Genomic DNA, 24,532 nt, shown 5'->3' with positions numbered 1-24,532 from the left:
GATGACGGGTCCTGCTCAGGAACGGGGCTACGTCGGTTTGGACGGCTTCTCCTGGGGAGTGCTGGACGGAGGGGCCTCCTTGTTGGTGGGGCTGGCCTCCGGCTTGCTTTCCGGCTTTTTGGTCGGGGTGGCCTCGGTGGCCTTGGCATCCTGCTTGGCCTTCTTGTCCGTCACCGTGCCTTTCTGCTTCGGCCGCTTGGGGCTCTTGGTCGTGGCCGGCGCCTCCTTCTCCAATTCTGGCATCAATTGATCGGGCCGGATGCGCTCGCCAGGCTTTCCTCCCTTGTCGTCGGTGCTGATGACCGAGGATCGCCACCCTGGCCCGGCCGAGCCATCGCCCGGCTGCTCCGTGCTGAGGATGCTGGGCGGGCGGGGCAGGGGCTTCTCACCGTAGCCCGGATCGAGACGCTTCCTGATGTCCACGAACTCCGGCTTGTCGTCGGTGCGGCGCGCCGGCGCCTCGACCCACTGGCCGGGGTCCGTCAAGCGGGGCGACTCGGTCTGCCGCCAGCGCTCGCTGTAATGCCGGTTGGCCCCCCACACCGAGCGGGCCCGCCAGGGACGTGTGTCATAGTCCCAGGGGCTTCCCCCGCGCACATAGACGTAGTAGACGGGCGGACGCCACCAGGAATGCCATGGACCCCAGAGGAAGCAGTGTCCATAGTGGGAGTGGGCATGGTAGTGGTGCACCACCTCCCACCCGCACCAGCAACGGTGGGACGTGCAGGCGGGGTGCCAGCAGTCGCAGTAGGGGCACCAGTAGTCGTAATGGTGCTGATGGATGGACAAGCCCACGTGGACATTCCGCTCCACGTCGTCATCGTCGGCGACGGCCGCCTCGTGGACATTGGTCGCCATGACGGTGAGGAGGGCCGTGGCGTAGTTGCCCAACTCCTTCTCGCTGCGGGTCAGCCGGGCGTGGATGTCGGGCAGGTCGCCCGGATCCGGGGCCAGGAAATGGTGGCGGGAGCTGCGGATGGGCCGATGCTCGCGGGTGTGGACGACCACCAGCTGCTCGATGCCGGGCGTGGAGCCGGCGTAGAGCGGGTCCAGCACCACGGGATGCCCGGCCCGCGCCTGGCCACGGCCATCCTCGGCCAGGACGGGATAGAGGAGGCTGACATAGCCGCCGGCATCCAGGGCGTAGACATACATGAATCCATCGGCGAGAGGTTGCAGCGTCAGGCGATAGGGCTCACTGGTGAAGACCTCGCGCTGATCGAGCGAGATCTCCACGCGGGCCTCCTGCCCCCGACGGCTGCTCCAGCCAATGTTTGTCATCAAGATCAGGGCCAGGGCCCAGGTCAGGGTGCCTTTCATGGGATCCTCCTTGTCGCGCCGCATGTGCGAACGCGAGGGGCATACCTGGATCAAGGCCTCCAGGTTTCATCGACGGTCAAAATGCCGCTTTTGCCAGGACCTGCCAAGGAGGATCGACCGCCGGTTGAGGAAGCCGCATTGCCTGCCGCCGCGTCAATTGTGACCTTCCCTCAAGCGGGCAGGCAGGGAGGGGCATGTTCAACGTCGTCTTGGTGGAACCGGAGATTCCTCAGAATTCGGGCAGCATCGTTCGTCTCTGCGCCTGCACGGGCAGCCGTCTCTTCCTGGTTGAACCACTTGGATATCAATTGGATGACTCCCGCTTGAAGCGGGCCGGCCTGGATTACTGGGAGAGGGCCGTTTATCGTGTGGTGCCCAGTCTGGATGGTTTGCTGGAACGATTTGGTTCGGAGCGCTTCTTCTTTTTCACCACGAAGCTGGGCAAGACCTATACCCGGCACGCCTTCCGCTCTGGAGATTTTTTGGTTTTCGGCCGTGAATCCCGAGGCTTGCCCGCGACCCTCTTGCGCGAGTTCGCCGACCAAGCCCTGACTATACCCATGCCTGGCCGCACACGCAGCCTCAACCTGGCCAACAGCGTGGCCGTCGCTCTCTATGAAGGCTTGCGCCAGGTTGAGGGATGGCCCACTCCGACCACCAACCTGGGAGACCCTGCAACCCATGATTGAAGCCCTGGCCGCCCGGCTTTCCGGCCTGATCCGCGACCTCTTCCAGGTGGAGTTGCCCCCCGGCGACATCCAGCTGGGGCCACCGCCCGACCCGGCCCTGGGCGACATGGCCTTCGCCTGTTTCCCTCTGGCCAAGGCCTGCCGCCGCGCCCCGCTCCAGATCGCCGCCGCCTTGGCGGAGGCCCTCGCCGGCGCGGCTGGCATCCAGTCGGCCCAGGCGGCGGGTCCCTACCTCAACCTTCGCCTGGCGCGACCCGAATGGTTCGGCTCGGTGCTGGGCGCCTGGTTGAAGGGCGCGCCGCCGCTCCACCTGCCGCCCGCCGAGCGGCGCCGCATCGTGCTCGAGTTCAGCTGCCCCAACACCAACAAGCCGCAGCACCTGGGGCACGTGCGCAACAACATCCTGGGGGACGCCCTCTCCCGCCTGCTGGGCGCCGTGGGGCACGACGTGGTGCGCATCAACCTGATCAACGACCGCGGCATCCACATCTGCAAGAGCATGCTGGCTTGGCGGAAGTGGGGCGGGGGAGAAACACCGGAGGCGAGCGGCCTCAAAGGCGACCACCTGGTGGGCAGGTTTTACGTGATGTACGCCCAGCGGCTGGCCGAGGAGGAGGCCGCCTGGCGATCGGCGCGCGGGCTGACTGGCCGGGCGACGGACGAGGAGAAGCGCGCCTTCGAGGCGCAATCCGCCCTGCAGGCCGAGGCCGGGGCCATGTTGCGGGCCTGGGAGGCGGGCGATCCCGCGGTGCTGGCCTTGTGGCGGCGCATGAACGACTGGGTCCTCGCCGGTTACGAGGAGACCTATCGACGCCTGGGGATCGCCTTCGATCGCATCTACTTCGAGAGCGACACCTGGCTCCTGGGCAAGGCGGAGGTGGAGGAGGGCCTGGCGCGGGGCATCCTGCAGCGGGACGCCGGCGGCGCCGTGCTCTGTCCGCTGGACGAGCTGGGCCTGGAGCCGAAAGTGCTCCTGCGCTCCGATGGCACCTCCATCTACATGACCCAGGATCTGGGCAATGCCGTCACCCGGCATCGGGAGCTGGGCTTCGACGAGATGATCTACGTGGTGGGCAGCGAGCAGGAGCACCACTTCCGCGTGCTCTTCCATGTCCTGGCGCGCCTGGGCCATGACTGGGCGGGACGCCTGACCCACTACAGCTACGGCATGGTCAATCTGCCCTCCGGCAAGATGAAGAGCCGGGAAGGGACGGTGGTGGATGCCGACGACCTGCTGGACGAGCTGGAGGGCGCCTGCCGCCGCGTGATGGAGGAGAGCCGCAAGCGTCTCGACCTGGAGGAGAAGGCCCGGGCGGCCATTGCCCACGACCTCGCCCTGGGAGCCGTCCGCTACTACATCCTGAAGGTCACGCCCCGCCTCGATATGTTGTACGATCCCGAGGAGAGCATCGACCTGGCCGGCAACACCGGCCCTTACCTGCAGTACGCCCGGGCCCGCATCGGCAGCCTGGTGCGAAAGAGCGGGCTGGATCCCGCCGTCGTGACGGACTTCGACCTCCTGGGAGAGGCCGAGGAGGTGGAGCTGCTCACCCATCTGACCCTCTGGCCCGGCGAGATCCGCCTGGCCGCCGCCCAGCTCAATCCCTCCCGCGTGGCCCAGCGCAGCTACGACCTGGCGCGCAGCTTCTCGCGCTTCTTCAACGCCCACAGCGTGTTCGACCGGGTGGACGATCCGCGCCTGGCCGCCCAGCGCGTCGCCCTCACCGCCGCTGTGGGACACGCCCTGCGCCAGGGTCTGGACCTGATGGGCATCCCGGCCCCGGAGCGCATCTGATGGCCCGCGCCCGCCCCCTGAGGCTGCTCTCCTGGAACGTCAACGGCCTGCGCGCCGCCCTGGGCAAGGGATTCCTCTCCTGGCTGGAAACCGACGGGCCGGACCTGCTGGCCCTGCAGGAGACGCGCGCCCGGCCGGAGCAACTGCCCGGCCATCTGCCGGATGAGCTGGCGCGCCTGGGCTACCGGTCGCTCTGGCACCCGGCGGCGCGCCCCGGCTACTCGGGCACGGCCCTGTTCAGCCGCCTTCCCGGCGAAGCCGTCCCGGGGCTGGGCGCCCTGGACCCCGCCCTGGCCGCCTGGGACGACGAGGGCCGCGTCTGCGGCTGGCGGCACCCCGGCTTCCTGCTGCTCAACGTCTATTTCCCCAACGGCACCTCGGGCGAGGAGCGGCTGCGCTACAAACTGGACTTCTACGAGATGTTCCAGACCCTGTGCGAGTCCCTCCAGGCGGCCGGCGAGTGCCTCGTCGTCTGCGGGGACCTCAACACGGCGCACCGGGAGATCGACCTCGCCCGCCCGCGGGAGAACCGCACCGTGAGCGGATTCCTGCCGGTGGAGTGCGCCTGGGTGGACCGCTTCACGGCGGGCCGCGCCCAGCCCGGTCTGGTGGACAGCTTCCGCCACTTGCACCCAGCCGCCGCGGCGCGCTACTCCTGGTGGTCGCAGCGTGGCGGGGCGCGCTTGCGCAACGTGGGCTGGCGCCTGGACTACTTCTTCATCACGCCCGACCTGCTGCCCGCGCTCAAGGGGGCCGAGATCCTGGACCAAGTGTCCGGCAGCGACCACTGTCCTGTCGAACTGGTCCTCGCCCTCTGACGGCTTCGGAACTCCCGGACTTCCTCATTCCGGCCCGCGATTTGCCAGCTCCGACCAGGAGCCGCCTTGCCGCCTGTTCTTGGGCAATTTCTGCCCCAGGAGCGGGTCGGGGCGGGCAAGGGCTGCGCAATCGGGGAGTGGCATGGCCGACGAACAGGGCTCCTTCCAGGAAAAAACAGAAGAAGCCACACCAAAGCGGCGCGAGGACGCCCGGCTGGAGGGCCAGGTGGCCCGCAGCCAGGAGCTTTCCTCCGGCGCCGTGCTGGGGGCGGCCCTCCTCACCTTCATCATCGCCGGCGGATGGATGAAGGACCAGATGATGGGATACATGTCCCGCCGCTTGGTCGTGCCCCCCGCCCTCGCCCTCGATCTGGACAATGTCCCCGCGCTCATGCGGGAGGTCAGCTTCACCGCCGTGCTGGTGGTGACCCCCTTGCTGGCGGCCGTGGCCGTGGCCGGCCTGCTGACCAACCTGGGGCAGGTGGGCCTGCTTTTCTCGGCCAAGCCGCTGAACCCCAACTGGGGCCGCTTGAATCCGATCAAGGGCATCGCCCAGCTTTTCAGCCTGCGCAGCCTGATGGAGCTGGGCAAGAGCCTGGCCAAGGTCTCCCTCGTGGGCCTGGCCGTGTGGATGGTGCTGCGGCGCGAAGTGCCCCTCCTGCGCCAGCTGGTCTTCAACCAGCCTTCCGAGCTTCTGCCCGCTTTGGGCGCGGGAGCCCTGCGCCTGACCGGCTGGGTGCTGGCCATGTTGCTGGCGCTTGCCCTGCTCGACGTGACCTTCCAGCGCTGGGACCTCTCGCGCCGGCTGCGCATGTCGGTCAAGGAGATTCGTGAGGAGCTGAAGCAGACGGAGGGGGATCCCCTGCTCAAACGGCGCCAGCGCGGCATCCAGCTGGAGACGGCCTACAACCGCATGATCCGCGAGCTGCCCAGCGCTGATGTGGTGGTGACCAACCCGGTCCACCTGGCCGTCGCCCTCAGCTACAAGGGCGGGGCCATGCGCGCCCCGCGCGTGCTGGCCAAGGGGCGCCGCCTGGTGGCCGAGCGCATCAAGGAGATCGCCCGCCAGCACGGCATTCCCGTCATCGAGGACAAGCCCCTCGCCCGCGCCCTGTTCAAGGCCTGCGCCGTGGGTGATGAGATTCCGGGCGAGCTGTACCGCGCCGTGGCCGAGCTGCTCGCCTTCGTCTACCGCTTGAAGCGGAGGAGCGCATGAGCGCCGTCGCCTCCAGCCTGCTCGGCAAGAGGAGCGACCTGCTCCTCGCCTTTGGCGTGGTGGGCATCCTGGTCATGATGGTGTTGCCCCTGCCGCCCATCTTCCTGGACCTCCTCCTGGCCCTCAACATCATGCTGGCCTTGATGATCCTCCTGGTGGCCCTCTACACCCTGGAGCCCCTTGACTTCAGCATTTTCCCCGGGCTGCTGCTCATCCTCACCCTCTTCCGCCTCTCCATGAACGTGGCCTCCACCCGCCTCATCCTGGGCCAGGGCTACGCCGGCCGCGTGATCGAGGCCTTCGGCCACTTCGTCACCGGCAACAACCTGGTGGTGGGTTTCATTGTCTTCCTCGTCCTCGTCCTCATCAACTTCATTGTCATCACCAAGGGCGCCGGCCGCGTGGCCGAAGTGGCCGCCCGCTTCACCCTGGACGCCATGCCCGGCAAGCAGATGGCCATCGACGCGGAACTCAACAACGGCCTCATCGACGAGAAGGAGGCGCGCCGGCGGCGGGACCAGATCAGCCGGGAGGCGGACTTCTACGGCGCGATGGACGGCGCCAGCAAGTTCGTGCGCGGGGACGCCGTGGCCGGCCTTATCATCACGGCGATCAACCTGGTGGGCGGCATCGCGGTGGGCACCGTCCAGCTCAAACTGAGCCTGGCCGAGAGCGTCAGCACCTTCAGCCAGTTGACCATCGGCGACGGCCTGGTCAACCAGATCCCCGCCCTCATCGTCTCGGCCTCGGCCGGCATCATCGTCACCCGCGCCGGCGCCCGCAGCATGTTCAGCCGCGACATGGCCCAGCAGCTGATCCTCCAGGAGCGCCCCCTCAAGGTGGCGGCCGTGCTGCTGGCCCTGTTCGCCGTCGTGCCCGGCCTGCCCGCCCTCCCCTTCCTCCTGCTGGCGGGGGGCGCCGGGCTGCTGGCCGCCCGCCTCTCCCGCGATCGTCGCCGCCAGGTGGTCACGCAGGAAGTGGAGCAGGCCCGGCCGGCGGAGGAGAAGATCGAGGACTTCCTCGTCCTGGACACCCTGGAGATCGAGCTGGGCTACGGCCTCATCCAGTTGGCCGACCCCGCCCAGGGCGGCGATCTGCTGGCCCGCATCAAGCGCTTGCGCAAGCAGGTGGCGGCCGACCTGGGCATGGTGTTGCCGCCGGTCCGCATCCGCGACGACATCAGCCTGGCGCCCGAGCTCTACCGCATCCGCATCCGCGGCATCGTGGCGGGCGAGGGCGAACTGCGGCCGGGCTGGCGCCTGGCCCTGGGCGCTCCGGAGCGGGAGGGCGGCGAGGAGCTGCCGGGCATCCCCACGATCGATCCCACCTTCGGCATGCCCGCCCTTTGGGTGCGGGAGGCCCACCTCCACCTGGCGGAGCGGGCCGGTTGCGCCCTGGTGGATCCGGCCGCGGTGCTGGCCACCCACCTGGACGTGCTGGTCAAGCGCCAGGCCGGCCGCATCCTCAGCCGCCAGGACGTCAAGAAGCTGCTGGACAACCTCAAGCCGGAGCACGCTGTGCTAGTGGAGGAGCTGGTGCCGGGCCAGCTCAACCTGGGCCAGATCCACAAGGTCCTGCAGAAGCTCTTGCGCGAAGGCGTGCCCATCCGGGATCTCAGCACCATCCTGGAGAGCCTGAGCGACACAGCCGACCAGTCCAAGGATCCGGAGATCCTGGCCGAATATGCCCGCTTCGCCCTCGCCTCGACCATCTCCACCATTCTCAAAGGAGAGTACAGCCGGATAAAGGCCGTCACCCTGGATACCGATCTAGAGACAACGCTCGCGCGCGAGCGCGATGGGACGCGCCCCGGCAGCTTGTCCCCGGAGGATTTCGCCCAGGTCATCCAACAGCTTCGTCAGGCCCGCGACCGTCTGCAGGCCGAGGGACGGACGCCGGTGGTGGTGACCCGGCCCGAGATCCGCTCCTATTTGCGTCGCCTGCTGGAAGGACCATTGCCTGACCTGATGGTCGTGGCCTACAGCGAACTCAGCATGGACGTGGAGCTGGAATCCATTGTCCAGGTCGCCCTGCCCCGTCGCATCCGGCCGGCGGAGGGTGCCCTGCGGGAGCAGCCCGCATGAGGGCGGCGCCGGCGGTGAGATGGGCTGAAGCCCCGGAACGGGGGTCGGTCGCGGCCAGGTTGCCGGCCCGACTGCTCCGGATCAAGGGGGATGGAGATGCGCGTCCATGGCAAGAGGGAGGATCCATGGACAGCCCCGACACGCTGCGGGCCAGTTGGCTGATCGTCGACGACGACGAGGCCACCCTGGGCCTGCTTGCGGCATTTCTTGACGCCAACGGCGCCCGCACGGCCACGGCGCGGGACGGCCGCGAGGCGGTGGCGCATCTGGCGGACACCACGGTGGATGTGGTGCTGACCGATCGCCACATGCCGGGGCTGGACGGCGACGCCCTGCTGCGCGAGGTGCGCGCCAAGTGGCCCCACACCGACGTGGTGATGATGACGGGCATGGCCAGCGTCAAGACGGCGGTGGAGTCCATGCGCCTGGGGGCGGCCGACTACATCGAGAAACCCCTTGACCTGAAGACCGCCCTGGGCATCTTCCAGCGTGTCGAGGAGCGGCGCCGCCTGCGCCAGGAGCGGGACCGCCTCAAGGCCGAGGTGGCCCTGCGCGAACTCAGCCAGGTGATCACGGCCAACCTGCACATGGCGGACCTTCCCTCCCGCATCGCCGACCTCATCACGCGCGTGTTCGAGGTGCCCGAGATCACCATCCTGTACCGGACCCAGGGCGAGGAGGAGGACGGCCTCTTCTGGCGCTCCTACGCCGCCGGCACGGAGAAGGAGATGACGGAGGGGGAGCAGATGCTCGCCCTCGAGGCGGCCACCCAGGGCGACCTCATGCAGCGCCGCCTGGCGGGGCGCTGGGTCGTCTGCCTGCCGCTCCTGGTGGATTCCCAACCGCGCGGCTCCATCCTCCTGGGGCGTTCAACCAGCGAACGCGAGTTCGATCTGCACCAGCTGGAACTGCTCCGCATCATGGCCTCCCATGTGGGCATCGCCCTGGAGAACGCCCATCTCTACGCGGTTGCCACGCGGCAGATGCGCAGCACGCAGAAACTGGCCGAAGTCGGCCGCCGGCTCAATGCTAGCCTTGACATGGAGGAGACGCTGGGCGAGATCCATGCCGGCATGGGCGGGCTGGTCTCCTGCGACTACAGCGTCGTCGTACTGCTCGATCGCAGCCAGGATCAGCTCCTGGTGGACATCGCCGGCCTGCGGGCGCCCGGGAGCGAGTTGCTGGAGGCCCTGCTCGCCGCCATTCGCACCCGGGTCCAGCGCATTCCCGACCCCGCCTTCCGCTACGAGTCCGAGCAGGCCAATCTGCGCTGCGAGGCGCCCGGACTGGAGGTGGCGACACATCTCGAGCAGGTGGCCTGGGTCTCCCTCACGGACAACCAGGGCAGCGTCGGTCTGCTGGGCGTGGTGCGCCTGGCCGGGGAGCCCATTCTTCCTAGGGAACTGCAGAACATCATGCTCCTGTCCTCCAGCGTGGCCTCGGCCCTGCAGAACTCCCTGCTCTACACCAGCATGCGCCGCATGCACCTGGAGACCATCCATGTCCTCTCCAAGGCCATCGATGAGAAGGACCACTACACCCACGGCCATTCCGCCCAGGTGGGGGCCATTGCCGTCAAGCTTGGTCGACGGCACGGCATCCAGGCGGCAGAGGAGCTGGAGGAGATCCATCTGGGGGGGCTGATGCACGACCTGGGCAAGATCGGCATCCGCGACTCGGTGCTGAACAAGCCGGGACGGCTGTCCGACGACGAGTACGAGCACATCAAGACCCATCCCCTGGTGGGGGCCGAGATCCTGCGCCGCGCCCCCCATCTCAGGCCGCTCATCCCCTTCGTGCGCCACCACCATGAGCAGTGGAACGGGGAGGGATACCCCGACGGCCTCGCGGGAGAGGAGATTCCGCTCAAGGTGCGCATCCTCACCATCGCCGACACCTTCCACGCCATGGCCTCGGACCGCATTTACCGACAGGGCATGGCCGTGGACCAGATCCTGGACTACCTGCGCGCCAACGCCGGCGTGCTGTTCGATCCGGTGCTGGTGGACCAGTTCCTGGACTGCTGGCGGCGCGGCATCATCACACAGGACGACATCAATCTCGAACCTGACAGCATGCAAGCGGTCGGCTGAGACAAGGAGGGGGCATGGACATCCGGACCTTCACGGGGCACACCCTGGTCGAGGCGCTCAGCCAGGTGAAGCGCGAGTTGGGCGAGGACGCCGTCATCCTGTCCAGTCGGCGGGTGGAGGAGGCCGCGGGTCTGCCCGATGGCCACAGCGTCGAGGTGGTGGCCGCCCAGCCGGCCCCCCAGCCCGCCCGCCGGCCCAACCCCCGCGGCGAGACCCGGGCCTGGACCCCGCCCCGCATCTCCCGGACAGGCTCCGGCCAGGAGTGCGCCCCCCTGCCCGCTCCCTTGGCCGCCGCCCCGGGCCCTCTCCCGGCCGCGCCCCCGATCACTGCCTCGCCGGTTGCCGCGCCGGCGGCGGAGGACTGGCAGGGCCTGCGCACCGAATTGCAGGAGCTGCGCCGCGCGATGAAGGACATGGACCAGTCGGCGCGCTTCGGCAGCCACCGGGCCTGGAGTGTCCGCCATGAGCAGGCGCTGCGCACCTTGTGCGGCCGCGGCATGTCCCGGCCCACGGCCTGCTCCCTGCTGGACGAGCTGGAGGATGCGGGCGACGACACGCGATGGGAGAAAGCGCTGACGATGGCCCTGGCCCGGCGCCTGCCCTGCGTCGGCACAGAGGTGCCGGACAGCTCGCCCGGTCCCCGCATCGAGGTGCTGGTGGGTCCCACCGGCGTGGGCAAGACCACGATGCTGGCCAAACTCCTGCTCCACCGCGACGGCTTGCCCCATCGGCGGGCCGGCGTGCTCAGCCTGGACACCAAGCGGGTGGCCGCCGTGGAGCAGATCCGCCGCCTGGCGGGCATCCTGCGCGTCCCCCTGGAGCAGCTCTACCGCCCGGGTGACCTGGCGGCGGCGCTCGATCGCCTCTCCGGCTGCGACCTGATCCTGGTGGACACGCCGGGCACGGGGCCCCGCGAGCGGCTGGGCCTGGAGCGGACCCGGACCTTCCTGCGCAGCCTGAAGACCCGGCATGTCCACGTCGTGCTCGCCGCCACCATGCGTCTGGAGGACCAGTTGGCCTGCCTGGCCCCCTGGCGTCAGGCCGGGGCCGACCGCCTGCTGCTGACCAAAGTGGACGAGGCCACGGGCCTGGGCGCCCTGGTCGACCTGGCGGCCCAGGCCGCCTTGCCGGTCAGCTACGTGGGGACGGGGCAGCGCATACCGGATGACCTCGCGCGGCCGGAGGCGGCCCTGCTGGCCCGCTGGATCCTGCGCGGCGAGACCTTCCAGCTGGAGGAGACGCGCAGCGACAGCATGAAGCGGATCCGGGCCCTTGTGTCGGAGGCGCGGCTGGAGGCATGAGCAAGGGACGCATCATCCTGGTGGCGGGCCTGCCCGCCGGTCTGGGGGCCAGCACGGTGGCCCTGGCCCTGGCCGACGCCTGGTGCGGGGTCGGGCGGGACGTGGTGCTGGTCAGCTCCCTGGGCACGATGGGTCCCGCGCTGCCCACCGGCCGACCGGTCCGCCGGGATGGCCCGGCCTGCCTCCTGACCCAGGAGCAGGGTCCCACCCTGGCTCCGCTGGAGTTGTGCGACGAGGCGGCACTGCCGGCTTTTCTGCCCGTCCTGGCCCGGGACGCAGATGTTGTCCTGGTCGACCGTTTCACCGGTCTTCACGTCAAGGACAACCCCTGGTTCCGGGCGGCCGGCGAGATCCTCCTGCTGGTGGACGGACGCGCCGGGATGGACTCCCGCAGCCTGATGCTGGCCGGTCATGTCCTGCGCCATTGGCCCGACCGGACCTTGCACCTCCTGCACAACCGGATGGAGGGGCCGGGGAATTGGCAGACCAGCGCGGCCGGCTTCCAGCGCCGCTTGGAGCGGCATTACGGCATCCAGGCCCCCGAGCTGGGCTGCCTGCCCGCGGCGGCGGAGATCGCACGCAGCACGCGGGAGGGACGGCCCTTCACCCGCATGTACCCGAACCATCCCGCCTCGCGCTGCCTGCGACAAGCGGCCCGGCAGTTGATGCGATCGCCGGAGGCGGGCGTCCACCCGGCCAGGGAGGCTGCGGTGGCAGGGCACGCGGTGGCGGAAGCCTCGAAGGCAACTGATTGGATCCCGACATGAGTGCCAAATCCGCGAGTGCGAACTCCTCCGGCGACCTCATCTTCACCAAGGTGAGCGTGCTGGTCTTTCTTGGGGCCTTCCTGATGGGGTTGGGTGCCGAGCTGCCCCTCTGGACGGCCATGTACCGGGCCTTCTTCGTCTGGCTGGTCGTCAGCCTGACGGGTGGGACGATCCGCGTGGGCTGGAAGTACCACCTTTATCATCAGCGTGAACAAGAGCTTCACGCCAACCTCAATCGGGCCCGCGAGTCCGAGCAGCGCATCCTGCAGGAGCGGCGCAGCCGGCGGGATCAAATGGGCGATCTGATGGAAGTCCTCGAGGAGCGGCGCACGGCCGCGCCGGCGGCCGAGGCGGGCGCCGCGGAGCAGAAGGCCGACAACTGAGAGTCTGTGAAAAAACCTCCCACTGAGTTATTGTGTGACACAAGCCCAGCGTGGAGGTACTTAATGCACCCGATTGACTCCCCTCATCTGCACGATCCGGCGTTGCCGGATCCGACTCTTGGGCGTGTGCTTCGCGTGCAGCGGGCGATTCGCAACCAGCTTGAGCTTCGACCCTGCGAGCTGGATGCGACCCTTGGCCGGGATCATCAGGCGCGCGCCGTCTGGGCCTTCGTGGAGGCGCAGGATCTGTCGCGCTTCTACGCGGGCATCCAGACCGTGGAAGGGGGGAGCGGCCGGAGCCCGATCGACCCGGCGATCCTCTTGGGGCTTTGGCTGTTGGCCACGCTGGACGGGATCGGTTCGGCCCGCGAGCTTGCGCGGCTGTGCGTAAGCCACGATGCCTACCGGTGGATGTGCGGTGGCGTGGGCGTGAATCACCACACGCTGTCGGATTTCCGGGTGGGCCATCCCGACATGCTGGATGAGCTGTTGGCCCGCCATGTGGCGGTGTTGGTGCACAAGGGGCTTGTGCGGATGGAGCGGGTGGCGCAGGACGGGATGCGGATCCGGGCATCGGCAGGGGCGAGCAGCTTTCGTCGCCGGGAGACGCTGAAGGAGCATCTTCGTCAGGCGCACGCGCAGGTGGCGGCATTGAAGCAGGAGGTGGAGGCGGATCCGGCCGCCAGTCGGACCCGCAGTCAAGCGGCGCGGGAGCGTGCGGCGCGGGAACGGGAGGCGCGGGTGCAGTCGGCGCTGACGGCCTTGCAGGAGTTGGAGCAGCGCTCACCCCGCCCGTCACGGAAGCGGGGCGGGTCGAAGCCCGGATCACCCCAGCCGAAGGAACATGAGCCGCGGGCATCGACGACGGATGTGGACGCGCATGTGATGAAGATGGCGGATGGTGGCTTTCGTCCGGCCTACAATGCGCAATTGGCCACCGACACGGCCACGCAGGTGATTGTGGGTGTGGACGTGGTGATGACGGGCAGCGACATGGGTCGACTGGAACCCATGGTCGAGCAGGTGAGCGTCCAGCATGGTGTGCGTCCGACGGCCTGGCTGGTGGACGGCGGCTACACCCATCTGGGTCAGATCGACGTGTTGGACGGGCGGGGCACGACGGTCTACGCACCAGTTCCCCGGCCGAAGGATCCACAACGGGATCGCTACCGTGCGCACCGCACGGACACGCCCGCCGTGGCGGCTTGGCGGATGCGGATGGGGAGCGAGGAAGGCAAGGATCTCTACAAGGAGCGTGCGGCGACGGCGGAGTGCGTCAATGCGCAGGCGCGCAACCGCGGCCTGTGGCAATTCAGGGTACGCGGTCGATTGAAGGCACTCGCCGTGTTGTTGTGGTATGCATTGGCGCACAACCTCAGACGGGAGATTGCCCTCCAGGCCGCTTGAAGTCAGGCATCCTGTGATGGAAGCACAGCCGGGGCACACGTCTGCCTGGACCATGACGCAAGAGGAGCACCAGGTGATCACATAAGGGACGCAACGTCGTGATGTGGCTGCTGCGATCCACCACGCGATCGAGGAGCAGGATCGGGGGTCGCAATTGATTCACAAGCTCTGACAGGAAGTCCCCGACGGGGGCCATAGGGGGAAGCGGGCATGGGAATCCAGGCCGATCAATTGTGGGACGCCTACCGCAAGGATCCCAGCGCGGGCAACAAGGAGGCCTTGCTGGTGGCCTACCTGCCCGTGGTCAAACAGGTGGCCGGCCGCATGAAGATGTCCCTGCCCCATTCCGTCCACCTGGACGACCTGGTGGGCTCCGGCATCATGGGCCTGATCAACTCGGTGGAGAACTTCAATCCGGACTTCGGCTTCAAGTTCGAGACCTACGCCATTCCGCGCATCCGCGGCTCCATCCTGGACGGCCTGCGGGATTTCGACTGGGTGCCGCGGTCCATCCGCTCGAAGGAGAAGCTGCTGGAGAACACGATCTCGCTCCTCGAGAACGAGATGGGCCGTCTGCCCACCGATGAGGAGATCGCCCATCGCATGGACCTCTCCCTGGCCGAGTACCACAAGCTGGTGGACGATGTGAGCGCCACCACCCTGCTCTCCTTCGACCGGCCTCTCTCGGGGGACGGCGACCAAAGCAGCAACTTGTACGACCTGGTGGCCGACTCCGCCAACGACAGCCCGCTGGAGTTGATGGAGCGCAAGGAGATCCGCACCCTCCTGATCGAGCTGATCAACCGCCTGCCGGAACAGGACAAGCTGGTCATCGCGCTGTACTATTACGAGGAACTGACCCTCAAGGAAATCGGCAAGGTGCTCGACATCTCCGAGAGCCGGGTCAGCCAGATCCACACCAAGATCATCATGAGCATGAAGCAGCACATCCGACGGCTGATAAGCATGTGAGATGAACACGATCCGGCGACAGGAGACGGAGCGCCGAGTGGCGCCCATCGACGGCGGACAGCGTCCGCGGGTGCGGCAGGGGATCCGCCGCGAGGCGCCGGCTGATCAAGAGCGGCCTCCCGTCGACGGCCGCGAGAGCCGCCGTTTCGAAGAGGAACTTGCCCGTCAGCAGGAGGAGGCCGACCGGGCCGGGCCGGCGATGGAGCCGCCGGTGGCGGAGGCGGCGCCCCTGGAACCGGTGGATCGCCTGGACATCCGCGGCCGGGAGGCCGCAAGCGGGGAGGAGGCGGAGGTGGTGCGGCGGCGCGGCAAGACAGCTTCACCGGAGACGGGGCAGCATCTGGACCTGCGCGTCTGATGACCGTGACCGCCAACATAGGCCGCATCCGCCGGATCGCGCAGGGCATCCACGATCTGCCCACCCTGCCCACCGTGGTGGCCAAGATCATCCAGCTGGTGGACAATCCGCGCACCAACGCCGCCACGCTGGCCCGCCTCATCGCGGGCGACCCCGCCCTCACAGCCCGCATGCTGAAGATGGCCAACAGCGCCTACTACGGCTTCCCCCGGCGCATCGGCACCATCAACCTGGCCATTGTCGTGCTGGGCTTCAACACGGTGCGCGACCTGGCCGTCTCGGCCAGCCTGGTGGAGCGGATCAACCTCAGCCACGAGGGCGACGGGGGCATGGGCGACTTCTGGGAGCACAGCGTGTCCACGGCCGTCGCCTCGCGCATGCTGCAGCGCACGGCCCACAACCGCACGGTGGGCGAGGCCTTCGTGGCGGGCCTGTTGCACGACATCGGTCGCTTGGTCGTGGCCCGCTACCTGCCCGAGGAGTTCCAGCGCATCCAGGAAGCGCTGGCGGGGAGCGACCAGCCCCTCTGGACCATCGAGCACGAGCTGCTGGGCATGAGCCACGCCGAGATCGGCGGCACCCTCTGTCGACACTGGAATCTGCCCGAGGCCATCTGCGACGCCATCCACTGGCATCACATGCCCATGCGGCAGGAGGAGCGCAGTCCCCTCACCTGCATTCTGCACGTGGCGGAGTACATGGCCCACCGCAGCAGCCGCAATCCTCATCAAGAGGGCCGGCTGGGCGGCGTGGAGGAGGGGGCGGCCGATGTCCTGGGCCTGCGGCGCAACTCCCGCGGCGAGACCGACCTGGTCTGGTACTTGGAACAGTTCCAGGCCGAGCTGCAGCGGGCGGAGACCTTCCGCGGCCTGGTCCTGGGCCGTCCCCTGCCGGACAGCGAGGTGGGCCATGATGTCTGAGGCACTCCGCGACGGTGCGCCGGGCGGCGATCTGGGGGAGGAGTTCCGCCTGCTCGAGGAGAAGGTCCGGCAGCTGCGGGAAAGCCTGGACGAGTTGCGCGAGATCCAGGCCCTGGCCCGCACCATCCGCAGTTCCGCCTCGCCCGAGGAGATCCTCGCCGGGCTGACCGACATCCTGGGCCATGTCCTGCCGGCGCCGGAGACGGGCCTCTTCCTGTTGCAGGGCGAAGACCTGGTGGCGGTGGGCGATCCCTCCCTGGGCCTGCGCCACACGCTGCACTCCCTCCAGGAGGATGGCATCACGCGCTGGGTGCTGGACGAGCAACGACCCATCTCCGTGCCCCGCCTGGATGACGCCTCCCCCGATTGCAGCGATCTGCTCATTCCCCTCATCGTGATGGGAACGGGCATTGGCGTGCTGCTGGTCCGGTCGCCGCAGCTGGACGAGGACCTCACCAGTCACCAGATGGACCTGCTGGCCTTTGCCGCCGGCCAGGCGGCCACCGCCCTCGAGAACGCCCGCCTGGTGGAGCATCTCGAGGACAGCCGGCGCCAGCTGCAGGAGATGATCGACAGCGCCAGCGACTTGATCCTGCTGGTGGACGACGAGGGGCGGATCACCTACGCCAACGCCCGCACGCAGTGGCTGGGCGAGCCCCGTGAGCGCCTGGTGGGCCGGTGCCTGCCGGACTTCGCGAGAACGGGCGAGGGCGGGTCCGCCCTGCTGGGAGGCATCCAGCGGCGGGAGCGGGCCCTGCTCGAGCTGGACCTCTGCAATCCCGCCTTGCCCGGCCTGGGACCGGTCCTGGCCCAGCTTTCCCTCAGTCCGCTGGCGCCGACCCACCCCAGCGAGGCCACCTGCATGATCATTCTGCGCGATCTGACCGAGCGGCGTCGCCTGGAGGAGCAGGCCCGTGAGGCGGAAACGCTCAAGGCGGTCATGCTGGCCGCCGTCACGGTCAACCACGAGATCAACAATCCGCTGACGGCCATTGTCGGCAACCTCTTCCTCCTGCGCCGGGAGTTGGAGGGCCTGGCCACGCCGGAGATCCTGCAACGCATCGACACGGCGGAGCGCAGCGCCCGCCAGATCGAGGCGGTCGCCCACAAGCTGGAGCAGGTCAGTGTCGTGCGCCGGGTACGCTACCTGGGCGAGACGGACATGCTTGACATCGAACCCGGCGGGACGGACGCGAAGCTGGAGGAAAGCTCCGCGCAGCCGCCGAGCCCGGATCCGGAGGTAGCCCACCCATGAATTCCAAACTGGCCGCCTGGCTGTTGGCCATCCTGTTGCTGACCATCCCCGGGCGGGCGACCTGGCTCGAGGGCCTGCGCTGGTTCCCACACCAGTCCTTTGTGCGCGTCGTCTTCGACCTGTCCGCACCCACCCAGTACCAAGTGGCGGAAAATCTGGCGGAAGGCTACGTCGACCTGATCCTCCAGGGGGACATCAATCGCCGCATGGCGGAGAAGGTCTCCATCAACACGGGTGGCGTGTTGGATGCCAGCCAACTGCGCAAGACGGACAACTCGCTCACATGGCGCATCCAGGCGCAGGGCATGGACCGGGTCCGGCACATGTCGCTGGATGAGACGCCCTACAAGATCGCCCTCGATTTCTATTCGCGGGGAGGGCTTGGCCGTGACAAGGGTGAGGCGTCCAAGAGCGGGCCGGCCAAGGAAGCGGCCGCGGTCGCACCCGCCCAGCCCAGGCCGTCTACGCCAGTGCCTTCCAAAGAGACGGGCAGCCCGCCGCCAGCCCCCGCCAAAGCCGGCAAGGATGAGTTGACCGCTTCCGATCGACGCCTTGATGGCCTGCCCGCCGACGAGCGTCGCCGCTTGCTGGTGGGCGAGCTTCTGCTTCAACTGGGCGACAGCGCCGGGGCGATGGCCTATCTGGAGCAGGTGGCGGCCCGCCATCCCAACCACCCCTGGGGCCGCTTTCTCCTGGCGCAGGCCTATCTGGGCAAGGGGGACGAATACCGGGCCAGGGCCCTCCTGGAGCCTTTGACGGGCGATGCCAAATGGAAGTCCCAGTTGCAGCCGCTGCTGGCGCGCCTGGCCTCGCCCGACGCCCAGGGAGTCGTGCCGGGCGGCGAGATGGTGGAGGAGGATCTCAGCTTCTACCTGGCCGTGTTGCGCCAGGGGGGCGGCCTGGGTCCGGCCGATCTTTATCGTAAACCAGAGAAGGAAGCCGGCAAGGGGAGCATGACCATCGTGCCGGGCCTGCTCATGGGCGCGGTCCTGGGTTTGGTCGCCTTCGCGGTCGCCGAGCTGCGCCTGCGCCGCAAGGTGGACGCCCTGGTGCGCGAGCGCATCCTCAACTCGGACTCGCCCCGGCCCTCGCCGGTGTTGCCTCGGCAGGATGATCTGACCGAGTACGCCGAGGTCTCCCGGCGTGTGCGTGAGGAGCTGGGGCAGGTGATGCAGGAGGAGGGCGCCCCCATTTTGCGCGAGCCCACGCCCGCCCAGGCCGAAGGACAGGGCGCGACCCAGACGCGGCAGGCCCGCGGCGAAGCGTCCATCGAGGAGCGCGTCTACCAGCTGGCGGACGAGCGGAAGTCCATCGTGGAGATTGCCGAGGAGCTGAACCTGGGCGTTGACGAAGTGCGCCTGCATCTGGAGTTGCGTGAGCAGGCCGGGCGGGTGGGCAATGGCTGAAAGGCCGACAGGTCCCGCTCCTCCCGAGGCCGGCGCCAGTCGCGACGAGGGTCTTGCCGTCCTGCGCCAGATTTCCTCCCTGCTGCAGGCCTCGCTCTCGGGGGTGGACAGCCTGCAGCCCCTGTTCCAGCTGTTGCGGCGCATCGTGCCCTATGAAAGCGCCACGCTCTTCCAGAACGACGCCGGCCGCCACCGCCTGGTCTGCCGCGATCGGGTGGGCGAGGCCGAGGTCAATCCCATCGATGTGATCCGCTTCGAGATGGGCTTCGGTCTCTCCGCCTGGATCGCACAGCAGCGGCGTCCCATCGTCATCCCCAGCCTGCGCCGGCGCAGCGGTCTCGACCAGCACGATCTGCGCTCCTACATCGGACTGCCTCTGGTGGCGGGTGACGAGCTGGTGGGCGTGCTCAGTTTCGGCCACTCCCGGGCGGATGCCTTCGCCCGGGTGGAGAGCGGCGTGCTGGAGATCCTGGGCACGCAGATTGCCCTGCTTCTGAAGAACCTGGACCTGGTGGCTGCCCTCCACCTCAGCAACCAGGAGCTGAGCGACCGCAACGCGCGCCTGCGCGAGATGCAGGCCCGGCTGGTGGAGAGTGAGCGGGTGAAGGCCATCGCCGATCTGGTGGCCGCCATGAACCACGAGATCAACAATCCCCTGACCATCATCTCCGGACAGGCGGAACTGCTCGCCCTGCACCTGGAAGGCCGGGATGGACAGGCGATCGACAAGCTGGAGATCATCCAGCAGCAGGTCCGCCGCCTGGGCCGCGTGCTCAGCCTCCTCTCCGGCCTGCGACGGGCCGTTGCCTCCTCCTATCCGGGGGGTGGCCAGATGCTGGACCTGGAGTCCTCCGCCGAGCCGTCCATGAAATCCGTCCCTTCCGCCACCTGACCCGACCTTCCCCGCCCATCCGATCCACTTCCTTGACACGCGAGGAGAATTTGCGCCCTGGTGCCGCGCGACGGGAGGTCGCCGGCGCGGATCGACGGTAGAAGGGGGCAAGGAAACCGGAGAGCGGTCATGCGCCATTCCCTGCCTCTATCCATGTTCGCCCTGCTGGCCGGTGTCGGCCAGGGGAGGGCCGTCCTGCTGAACGAGATCATGAACAATCCGGCGGGACCGGAGCACAGCGACGAGTACATCGAATTGCTGGGGAATGACGAGGGGGAGATGGACCTGGCCGGCTGGTCCATCTCCGACGGCCAGGGCGTGGATCCCCTCGTGGCAGTGGGAGGCGTCGCCATGATCCTTCCACCGGGTGGCCTGGCTCTCATCCTCGACGCTGATTACGCGGGAGCCTACGACCATCTGATCACACCGGGCACCCTGCTGCTCACCGTGCCCAATGGAGCCCTGGGATCCAACGGCCTGTCCAATTCCTCGCCGGAGATGATCTCCCTCTACAATCGATCGGGAGCGCTGGTGGATGAGGTGCTGACGCGGCCTTCCCTGCCTGAGGCGGTCAGTCTGGAGCGCAGATGTCCGCTCGCCCTCTGCGACAGCTGCTGGGTGGCCGCTGAAATCGTGGGCGGGACTCCGGGCCAACCCAACAGCGTGTTGCCACGTCGCCTGGACCTGCGGGCGCGCGTGGTGGAGGATGGGCTGCACCTCATCGCCTCGGGTGGCGAGGGATTTCGCGGCATGGTGGAGCTGGCGGTCGGACAGCCGCCCTGTCAGGCCGGCCTGCGCCTGGATGAGCTCGACCTGCCTGCTCGAGGCGAACGGACATTCCAATTGCCCCCTATGCCCCTGGCGGGCGGCAATCCCCTCCTGGCAACCAGCCTGGCCGAGGACGGCAACCAGCGCCTCCTGCTGGACACCCTGCTCTGGGCCGCCGCTCCCGGGCGGCAGCCCTTCATCGAGGTGGTCCAGCCCAACGGAGTGGACTGGGTGCAGGTCGCCCTGCCGGACAGCTGTCCCTGTCTGCTGGACGGCCTTTTCCTGGAAGGGCGCGGATTCCGCCTGCGCCTGGGGGGATGGCTGCCACCGCGCGGCCGTCTGTTGGCCGGCGCCGCCCAAGCGGTCTGCGCGGACGCCCTGCACGTCCCAGGCTCGCTGGTCCTGGCCCGTGAAGGGTCCATGGCCTTCAAACGAGCAAACGGGCTCATCCTGGATGCCGCCGTCTGGCCGACGACGAGGCCGGCCCAAGATGCCCCCTGGCGCCGCCTGGACGCTGCCGCCGCCGGGGACGATCCTGGCAATTGGGTGGCCGATCCCTCGATGGCCGCCGGGTGTCCTGGATCACCTATCGATCCAGGCACGACCCTGCACGGAGCGTGGCTGGTCAACACTTTGCTGATCAGGCCCGGTGTGAGCGGGCAGGACCTGCTGGTCATCGAGAACCAGCGATTCAATGGACGCTGGGTGATGGAGATCTGGACGCTGGACGGCGAGCGCCTGGAGCGGTGTGAGCCGGCGACTCCCCGCTTCGCCTGGAATGGCCTGGTGCGTGGGCGCCGCCTGCCCTCCGGCGTCTACCTGCTGCGCTTGGAGGATGGGGCGCGGACCTGCCTTCACGCCATGGCCGTTCAAGATTGAGAAAGTTGGGCGGCAGCGCTCGACCAGCAACGACAGCTCCGCCTTGCTGCCTTTGGATGGAAGGGAGCCCGGTTGGCCCGCCCCTGCGATTTCCTGATCTTGGGCCGGCAATGGCTGACCATCAGGAAGACATCACTTGCGAAATGGATGAACAGGAACTGATTCGTCTGGTCCAGGAAAGGGACCACGCCGCCTTTGAGCGCTTGATGCGCCTCTATGAGCGGAGGATCATGGGACTCATCCGCTCTCTTATCCGGAATCCGGAGGATGCGGCGGATGTGTTCCAAGAGGTCTTCATCCGTGTCTATTTGGGAATCAAGCGCTTCCGCCTGGAATCCAGTTTCTACACCTGGCTGTATCGCATTGCCGTGAACCGCTGCCTGACCTGGCATGACCAGCGGAGTCGTCGCGAAAAACTCCACGCCACGCCGCTGGAGGGAGGAGAGGAGGATGATGAATGGCTGGAGCGGACCATCCATGTGCACGGCTTGAACGGGGACGGGCGGGAACAGGATCGGGGTAAAACGGAGCGGCTGCAAAAAATCTGGCGGGCGGTTGAAACCTTGAACGCAAAGCAGCGACTGATCTTCTGCCTTCGCTACCAGCATGGGATGCAGGTGAAGGAGATTTCGGAGATCTTCGACATGCCGGATGGAACTGTCAAGATCCTCGCCTTCCGGGCGATCCGGCACATTCGCGCTCAACTTAAGGATGGAGTTCAATGACCGCGCCATTCCAGCCCTGCGAACAGGATTGGATCGCTTTTCTGGACGGATCCTTGGACGCGACCCGGCGGCGCACCTTTGAACTCTGGCTTGGGCAGAACCCACAGGCGGGCGAGGAAATGCGGGAGCTGCAATCGCTGGACGCCGATTTGGTGCTGCTGCCTGCTCCCACCACCAGCGAAGCTGATCTGGAGGCGGCCCACGGTCAGGTGATGGCCGCATTGCGGGCCTCGCCGGCCCTCCGGCGCGATGGGCGCCCCTGGTGGCCAAGCCAGGTCTTGACGGCAGGCTTGCGCTGGGTTCCGGTCGCCGCCGCGGCGCTTTTCATTGGGATTCTACTGGGGCGGGGTCTGCCCCAGGCCCCCACCGATCAGATCGGGGCCCGCCTGGTGGACGGGCAGGAAGATCTCCTGCAACGGGTGGATGGGGTGGTCGAGGCCGGTTCCCAGCGGCCGCCCCGCCAGAGGCATCTGGATGTCCAGGATCTGGCGGTGGATGCCGATCAACAGGTGCGCATCCTGCTGCGCGAGACGAACAGCTACGAGATCAACGGGCAGACCTCGGACCGGGACATCCAGAATACTTTGAGCTACATCGTCCGCAACGACCGCGACCCCCAGCGGCGACAGACGGCGATCCAATTGTTGGAGAAGCACTGCCGAGGGCAGGAGTCCTGCCAAGTGCTGGTCTACGCCATGACCCAGGATCCGGTGGCCTCGGTCCGCCGCGAGGCCGCCTTGGCCCTGCAGGACGATCGCCAGAACGAGATGGTCCGACAGTCCTTCATCAAGATGATGGTCGAGGATCCTGCCCAGGATCTGCGCCAACTTGCTCACGGCGTCCTGTCGGAGGAGACGGAGCAGATGCAGGTGCAAGAGATGGGGCGCTAAGGGCAGAAATCCTGGAGTCCAGGCGGGAGGTTGGCATGCGATTGACCCGGGTCTTCCTGGTTGCACTGGTGGCGGCCCTGGCCCCCATCGCCCATGGTGCGCAAAGCCATTTCTTCAAGGACATCACCGTCCAGGCCGGCGACACCCTGGATGGTGATTTGTCGGTCTACCGCGGCAAGCTCATCGTCTGGGGGACCGTGCGGGGCAATGTGGCCGTGATGTTCGGCGATTGCCGGATCGAGGAGGGAGGAGCGGTTCTTGGCAATCTGGTGGTGGTGCAAGGCGGGCTCGAGTTGCATGACCCTGCCCAGATCACCGGCCGCATCTCCCAACGGGATTTCCTTGAATCGGCGGCGCGGGATGGGTCGTCGCCCTTCGCCATGGAATCCGTTCCCCTTTCCAGTGAGAGTTCTTCCAGCAGTGAAACGGAGGTAGAAACGACCCGCACTTGGGAGAGCGAAGACACCGACCTCCATCTCTCCTTCAACCGGGTGGCGGGCTTGCAGATCGGTCTCGCGTTGCCATCTGGCCGAAGACCGGTCAGCATCAAGGATCTGGTCGATCTGAACGGTTACGCGGCCTGGGCCTTCGGCACCAAGCGGCCAGAATGGAAACTGAAACTGCGCCGCAAGCTGCTCCACAACGGCCGTTTCTACCTCGCCGCCGGCATGCACCGCTACACGGACACGCAGGATGGCTGGATGCTCAGCTCGACAGAGAACTCCCTGTCCGGTTGGCTCTTGAAGCTGGACTTCCATGATTTCTACGACAATCGTGGCTACATGGCGGAGACGGGCAGCTTCCTCTTCAAGGACCGCTTGCAAGTCAATGTCGGCGCCTTCCGCGAGCACTACGGTCCACTGGATGTCGGCACCCAGTGGAATTGGTCCGGCAATGACAGCCCCTATCGCCTCAATCTGTATTCAGACAGCACGGGTTATCCAACCAGTCAGAACCAGGGAGTGCGCGTCGGACTGGATCTGTACATGTGGAAGGCAACGCGGCATGAGGATGCGTGGGCCAAGCGCGCGGGGCTGACCATCAATTACGAACGTGGCCTCGAGGGAAGTGGCCACGACTATGCCTACGAGCGGATTCTGGCGAACATCCGCTTTGGAATGCCCTTTGGCGCTCGCCACCGTGAGCACTTCGGCGGCCGCATCCTGGCGGGCAACCAGTCCGGACGCCTGCCGGCCCATTATCTCTTTCGTCTGGGCGGACCCGATGCCCTGCCTGGCTACCGGCCCAAGTCGATTGATCTTGTGGGGAAGGACGACTCCTTCGATCGGATGAGTCCCACCTTGGTCGGCGGCAGCTCCATGGTGTTGGCCAGCATCGAGAATCGCTTCTCTGGCGACCTGTTCAACATCTGGCCGCTATCTTCCTTCGATTTGCTGCTCATGGCCGACCTGGGTCAAGTGGTGGCGGGGGGCATCCGTGACATGACCAAGGCCGGTTTCCGCTCGGATTTTGGCATTGGCATCGCCGACGAGGACGACGACTTCAGACTGGCCCTGTTCCGCGCCACCGATTCGGGGGAGGCGGACTGGAGGCTGTTGTGCCGGATTCAGCGCCGATTCTAGCGCTGGGGAGA

Annotated in this window: 21 protein-coding genes; 20 read left to right on the top strand and 1 reads right to left on the bottom strand. The window is 67.5% G+C overall.

Features of this window, described 5'->3' with window-relative positions:
- Window positions 1-27: 27 nt before the first annotated feature.
- Window positions 28-1,320 (bottom strand): hypothetical protein, encoded by a 1,293-nt coding sequence (locus tag Q8O14_05840; protein MDP2360257.1) that lies wholly within the window; start codon window positions 1,318-1,320, stop codon window positions 28-30.
- Between the two features lie 194 nt (window positions 1,321-1,514).
- Here Q8O14_05840 and Q8O14_05835 point away from each other — a divergent pair, with 194 nt between their 5' ends.
- The 20 genes from Q8O14_05835 to Q8O14_05740 all read left to right on the top strand — a co-directional run bounded on the left by Q8O14_05835 (window position 1,515) and on the right by Q8O14_05740 (window position 24,521).
- The gene (locus Q8O14_05835; GenBank protein ID MDP2360256.1) at window positions 1,515-2,009 is read left to right on the top strand and encodes a tRNA (cytidine(34)-2'-O)-methyltransferase; all 495 of its coding nucleotides are present in this window, start codon (window positions 1,515-1,517) and stop codon (window positions 2,007-2,009) included.
- Window positions 2,002-3,804 (top strand): arginine--tRNA ligase, encoded by a 1,803-nt coding sequence (argS, locus tag Q8O14_05830; GenBank protein ID MDP2360255.1) that lies wholly within the window; start codon window positions 2,002-2,004, stop codon window positions 3,802-3,804. The genes Q8O14_05835 and argS overlap by 8 nt, the downstream gene beginning before the upstream one ends.
- The gene (locus Q8O14_05825) at window positions 3,804-4,622 is read left to right on the top strand and encodes an exodeoxyribonuclease III (GenBank protein ID MDP2360254.1); all 819 of its coding nucleotides are present in this window, start codon (window positions 3,804-3,806) and stop codon (window positions 4,620-4,622) included. Before argS ends, Q8O14_05825 begins: the two co-directional genes overlap by 1 nt.
- Window positions 4,623-4,764: 142 nt before the next feature.
- Window positions 4,765-5,838, top strand: a complete 1,074-nt coding sequence (flhB, locus tag Q8O14_05820) for a flagellar biosynthesis protein FlhB (protein MDP2360253.1) — start codon at window positions 4,765-4,767, stop codon at window positions 5,836-5,838.
- Window positions 5,835-7,922, top strand: a complete 2,088-nt coding sequence (flhA, locus tag Q8O14_05815; protein MDP2360252.1) for a flagellar biosynthesis protein FlhA — start codon at window positions 5,835-5,837, stop codon at window positions 7,920-7,922. Before flhB ends, flhA begins: the two co-directional genes overlap by 4 nt.
- 125 nt (window positions 7,923-8,047) lie before the next feature.
- Window positions 8,048-10,015: an HD domain-containing response regulator gene (locus Q8O14_05810; protein MDP2360251.1), complete on the top strand. Its 1,968-nt coding sequence runs from the start codon at window positions 8,048-8,050 to the stop codon at window positions 10,013-10,015.
- A gap of 14 nt (window positions 10,016-10,029) precedes the next feature.
- On the top strand, window positions 10,030-11,316 hold the full coding sequence (gene flhF / locus Q8O14_05805; GenBank protein ID MDP2360250.1) for a flagellar biosynthesis protein FlhF: 1,287 nt from the start codon (window positions 10,030-10,032) through the stop codon (window positions 11,314-11,316).
- A complete protein-coding gene (locus Q8O14_05800) occupies window positions 11,313-12,083 on the top strand; it encodes a hypothetical protein (GenBank protein MDP2360249.1) in 771 nt (256 codons plus the stop codon). Before flhF ends, Q8O14_05800 begins: the two co-directional genes overlap by 4 nt.
- Window positions 12,080-12,466 (top strand): hypothetical protein, encoded by a 387-nt coding sequence (locus Q8O14_05795; GenBank protein MDP2360248.1) that lies wholly within the window; start codon window positions 12,080-12,082, stop codon window positions 12,464-12,466. Before Q8O14_05800 ends, Q8O14_05795 begins: the two co-directional genes overlap by 4 nt.
- A 63-nt stretch (window positions 12,467-12,529) precedes the next feature.
- Complete coding sequence (locus tag Q8O14_05790; protein MDP2360247.1) at window positions 12,530-13,873, top strand: IS1182 family transposase; 1,344 nt, start codon at window positions 12,530-12,532, stop codon at window positions 13,871-13,873.
- Between the two features lie 210 nt (window positions 13,874-14,083).
- Window positions 14,084-14,845: a FliA/WhiG family RNA polymerase sigma factor gene (locus Q8O14_05785; GenBank protein MDP2360246.1), complete on the top strand. Its 762-nt coding sequence runs from the start codon at window positions 14,084-14,086 to the stop codon at window positions 14,843-14,845.
- Window position 14,846: 1 nt separating this feature from the next.
- Window positions 14,847-15,203 (top strand): hypothetical protein, encoded by a 357-nt coding sequence (locus Q8O14_05780; GenBank protein MDP2360245.1) that lies wholly within the window; start codon window positions 14,847-14,849, stop codon window positions 15,201-15,203.
- The gene (locus Q8O14_05775; GenBank protein MDP2360244.1) at window positions 15,203-16,123 is read left to right on the top strand and encodes an HDOD domain-containing protein; all 921 of its coding nucleotides are present in this window, start codon (window positions 15,203-15,205) and stop codon (window positions 16,121-16,123) included. The genes Q8O14_05780 and Q8O14_05775 overlap by 1 nt, the downstream gene beginning before the upstream one ends.
- Window positions 16,113-17,378, top strand: coding sequence for a PAS domain-containing protein (locus Q8O14_05770; protein ID MDP2360243.1), 1,266 nt, complete (start codon window positions 16,113-16,115; stop codon window positions 17,376-17,378). The genes Q8O14_05775 and Q8O14_05770 overlap by 11 nt, the downstream gene beginning before the upstream one ends.
- A complete protein-coding gene (locus Q8O14_05765) occupies window positions 17,375-18,784 on the top strand; it encodes a tetratricopeptide repeat protein (GenBank protein MDP2360242.1) in 1,410 nt (469 codons plus the stop codon). The genes Q8O14_05770 and Q8O14_05765 overlap by 4 nt, the downstream gene beginning before the upstream one ends.
- Entirely contained in the window at window positions 18,777-19,676 is a 900-nt protein-coding gene (locus Q8O14_05760; GenBank protein ID MDP2360241.1) for a GAF domain-containing protein, read from the top strand. The genes Q8O14_05765 and Q8O14_05760 overlap by 8 nt, the downstream gene beginning before the upstream one ends.
- 129 nt (window positions 19,677-19,805) lie before the next feature.
- A complete protein-coding gene (locus Q8O14_05755; GenBank protein MDP2360240.1) occupies window positions 19,806-21,323 on the top strand; it encodes a lamin tail domain-containing protein in 1,518 nt (505 codons plus the stop codon).
- A 143-nt stretch (window positions 21,324-21,466) separates the two neighbouring features.
- A complete protein-coding gene (locus tag Q8O14_05750) occupies window positions 21,467-22,048 on the top strand; it encodes a sigma-70 family RNA polymerase sigma factor (GenBank protein ID MDP2360239.1) in 582 nt (193 codons plus the stop codon).
- Window positions 22,045-22,938, top strand: coding sequence for a HEAT repeat domain-containing protein (locus Q8O14_05745; GenBank protein MDP2360238.1), 894 nt, complete (start codon window positions 22,045-22,047; stop codon window positions 22,936-22,938). The genes Q8O14_05750 and Q8O14_05745 overlap by 4 nt, the downstream gene beginning before the upstream one ends.
- Before the next feature lie 35 nt (window positions 22,939-22,973).
- A complete protein-coding gene (locus tag Q8O14_05740) occupies window positions 22,974-24,521 on the top strand; it encodes a hypothetical protein (GenBank protein ID MDP2360237.1) in 1,548 nt (515 codons plus the stop codon).
- Window positions 24,522-24,532: the final 11 nt, after the last annotated feature.

It is taken from the genome of bacterium (assembly GCA_030685015.1).
In the GTDB taxonomy this organism is placed as follows: Bacteria; CAIWAD01; CAIWAD01; order CAIWAD01; family CAIWAD01; genus CAIWAD01.
The sequence above is the reverse complement of the archived record's forward strand: the minus strand, read 5'-3'. Positions and strand labels throughout refer to the sequence as shown.

Excerpts from the sequence above, each read along its gene's own strand:
- flhA (MDP2360252.1), top strand. The coding sequence starts at position 5,835 with ATGAGCGCCGTCGCCTCCAGCCTGCTCGGCAAGAGGAGCGACCTGCTC.
- flhB (MDP2360253.1), top strand. The coding sequence starts at position 4,765 with ATGGCCGACGAACAGGGCTCCTTCCAGGAAAAAACAGAAGAAGCCACA.
- Q8O14_05745 (MDP2360238.1), top strand. The coding sequence starts at position 22,045 with ATGACCGCGCCATTCCAGCCCTGCGAACAGGATTGGATCGCTTTTCTG.
- Q8O14_05795 (MDP2360248.1), top strand. The coding sequence starts at position 12,080 with ATGAGTGCCAAATCCGCGAGTGCGAACTCCTCCGGCGACCTCATCTTC.
- Q8O14_05785 (MDP2360246.1), top strand. The coding sequence starts at position 14,084 with ATGGGAATCCAGGCCGATCAATTGTGGGACGCCTACCGCAAGGATCCC.
- Q8O14_05835 (MDP2360256.1), top strand. The coding sequence starts at position 1,515 with ATGTTCAACGTCGTCTTGGTGGAACCGGAGATTCCTCAGAATTCGGGC.
- Q8O14_05750 (MDP2360239.1), top strand. The coding sequence starts at position 21,467 with ATGGATGAACAGGAACTGATTCGTCTGGTCCAGGAAAGGGACCACGCC.
- Q8O14_05810 (MDP2360251.1), top strand. The coding sequence starts at position 8,048 with ATGGACAGCCCCGACACGCTGCGGGCCAGTTGGCTGATCGTCGACGAC.
- Q8O14_05800 (MDP2360249.1), top strand. The coding sequence starts at position 11,313 with ATGAGCAAGGGACGCATCATCCTGGTGGCGGGCCTGCCCGCCGGTCTG.
- flhF (MDP2360250.1), top strand. The coding sequence starts at position 10,030 with ATGGACATCCGGACCTTCACGGGGCACACCCTGGTCGAGGCGCTCAGC.
- Q8O14_05740 (MDP2360237.1), top strand. The coding sequence starts at position 22,974 with ATGCGATTGACCCGGGTCTTCCTGGTTGCACTGGTGGCGGCCCTGGCC.
- Q8O14_05760 (MDP2360241.1), top strand. The coding sequence starts at position 18,777 with ATGGCTGAAAGGCCGACAGGTCCCGCTCCTCCCGAGGCCGGCGCCAGT.
- Q8O14_05775 (MDP2360244.1), top strand. The coding sequence starts at position 15,203 with ATGACCGTGACCGCCAACATAGGCCGCATCCGCCGGATCGCGCAGGGC.
- Q8O14_05825 (MDP2360254.1), top strand. The coding sequence starts at position 3,804 with ATGGCCCGCGCCCGCCCCCTGAGGCTGCTCTCCTGGAACGTCAACGGC.
- Q8O14_05780 (MDP2360245.1), top strand. The coding sequence starts at position 14,847 with ATGAACACGATCCGGCGACAGGAGACGGAGCGCCGAGTGGCGCCCATC.
- Q8O14_05840 (MDP2360257.1), bottom strand. The coding sequence starts at position 1,320 with ATGAAAGGCACCCTGACCTGGGCCCTGGCCCTGATCTTGATGACAAAC.
- argS (MDP2360255.1), top strand. The coding sequence starts at position 2,002 with ATGATTGAAGCCCTGGCCGCCCGGCTTTCCGGCCTGATCCGCGACCTC.
- Q8O14_05755 (MDP2360240.1), top strand. The coding sequence starts at position 19,806 with ATGCGCCATTCCCTGCCTCTATCCATGTTCGCCCTGCTGGCCGGTGTC.
- Q8O14_05790 (MDP2360247.1), top strand. The coding sequence starts at position 12,530 with ATGCACCCGATTGACTCCCCTCATCTGCACGATCCGGCGTTGCCGGAT.
- Q8O14_05770 (MDP2360243.1), top strand. The coding sequence starts at position 16,113 with ATGATGTCTGAGGCACTCCGCGACGGTGCGCCGGGCGGCGATCTGGGG.
- Q8O14_05765 (MDP2360242.1), top strand. The coding sequence starts at position 17,375 with ATGAATTCCAAACTGGCCGCCTGGCTGTTGGCCATCCTGTTGCTGACC.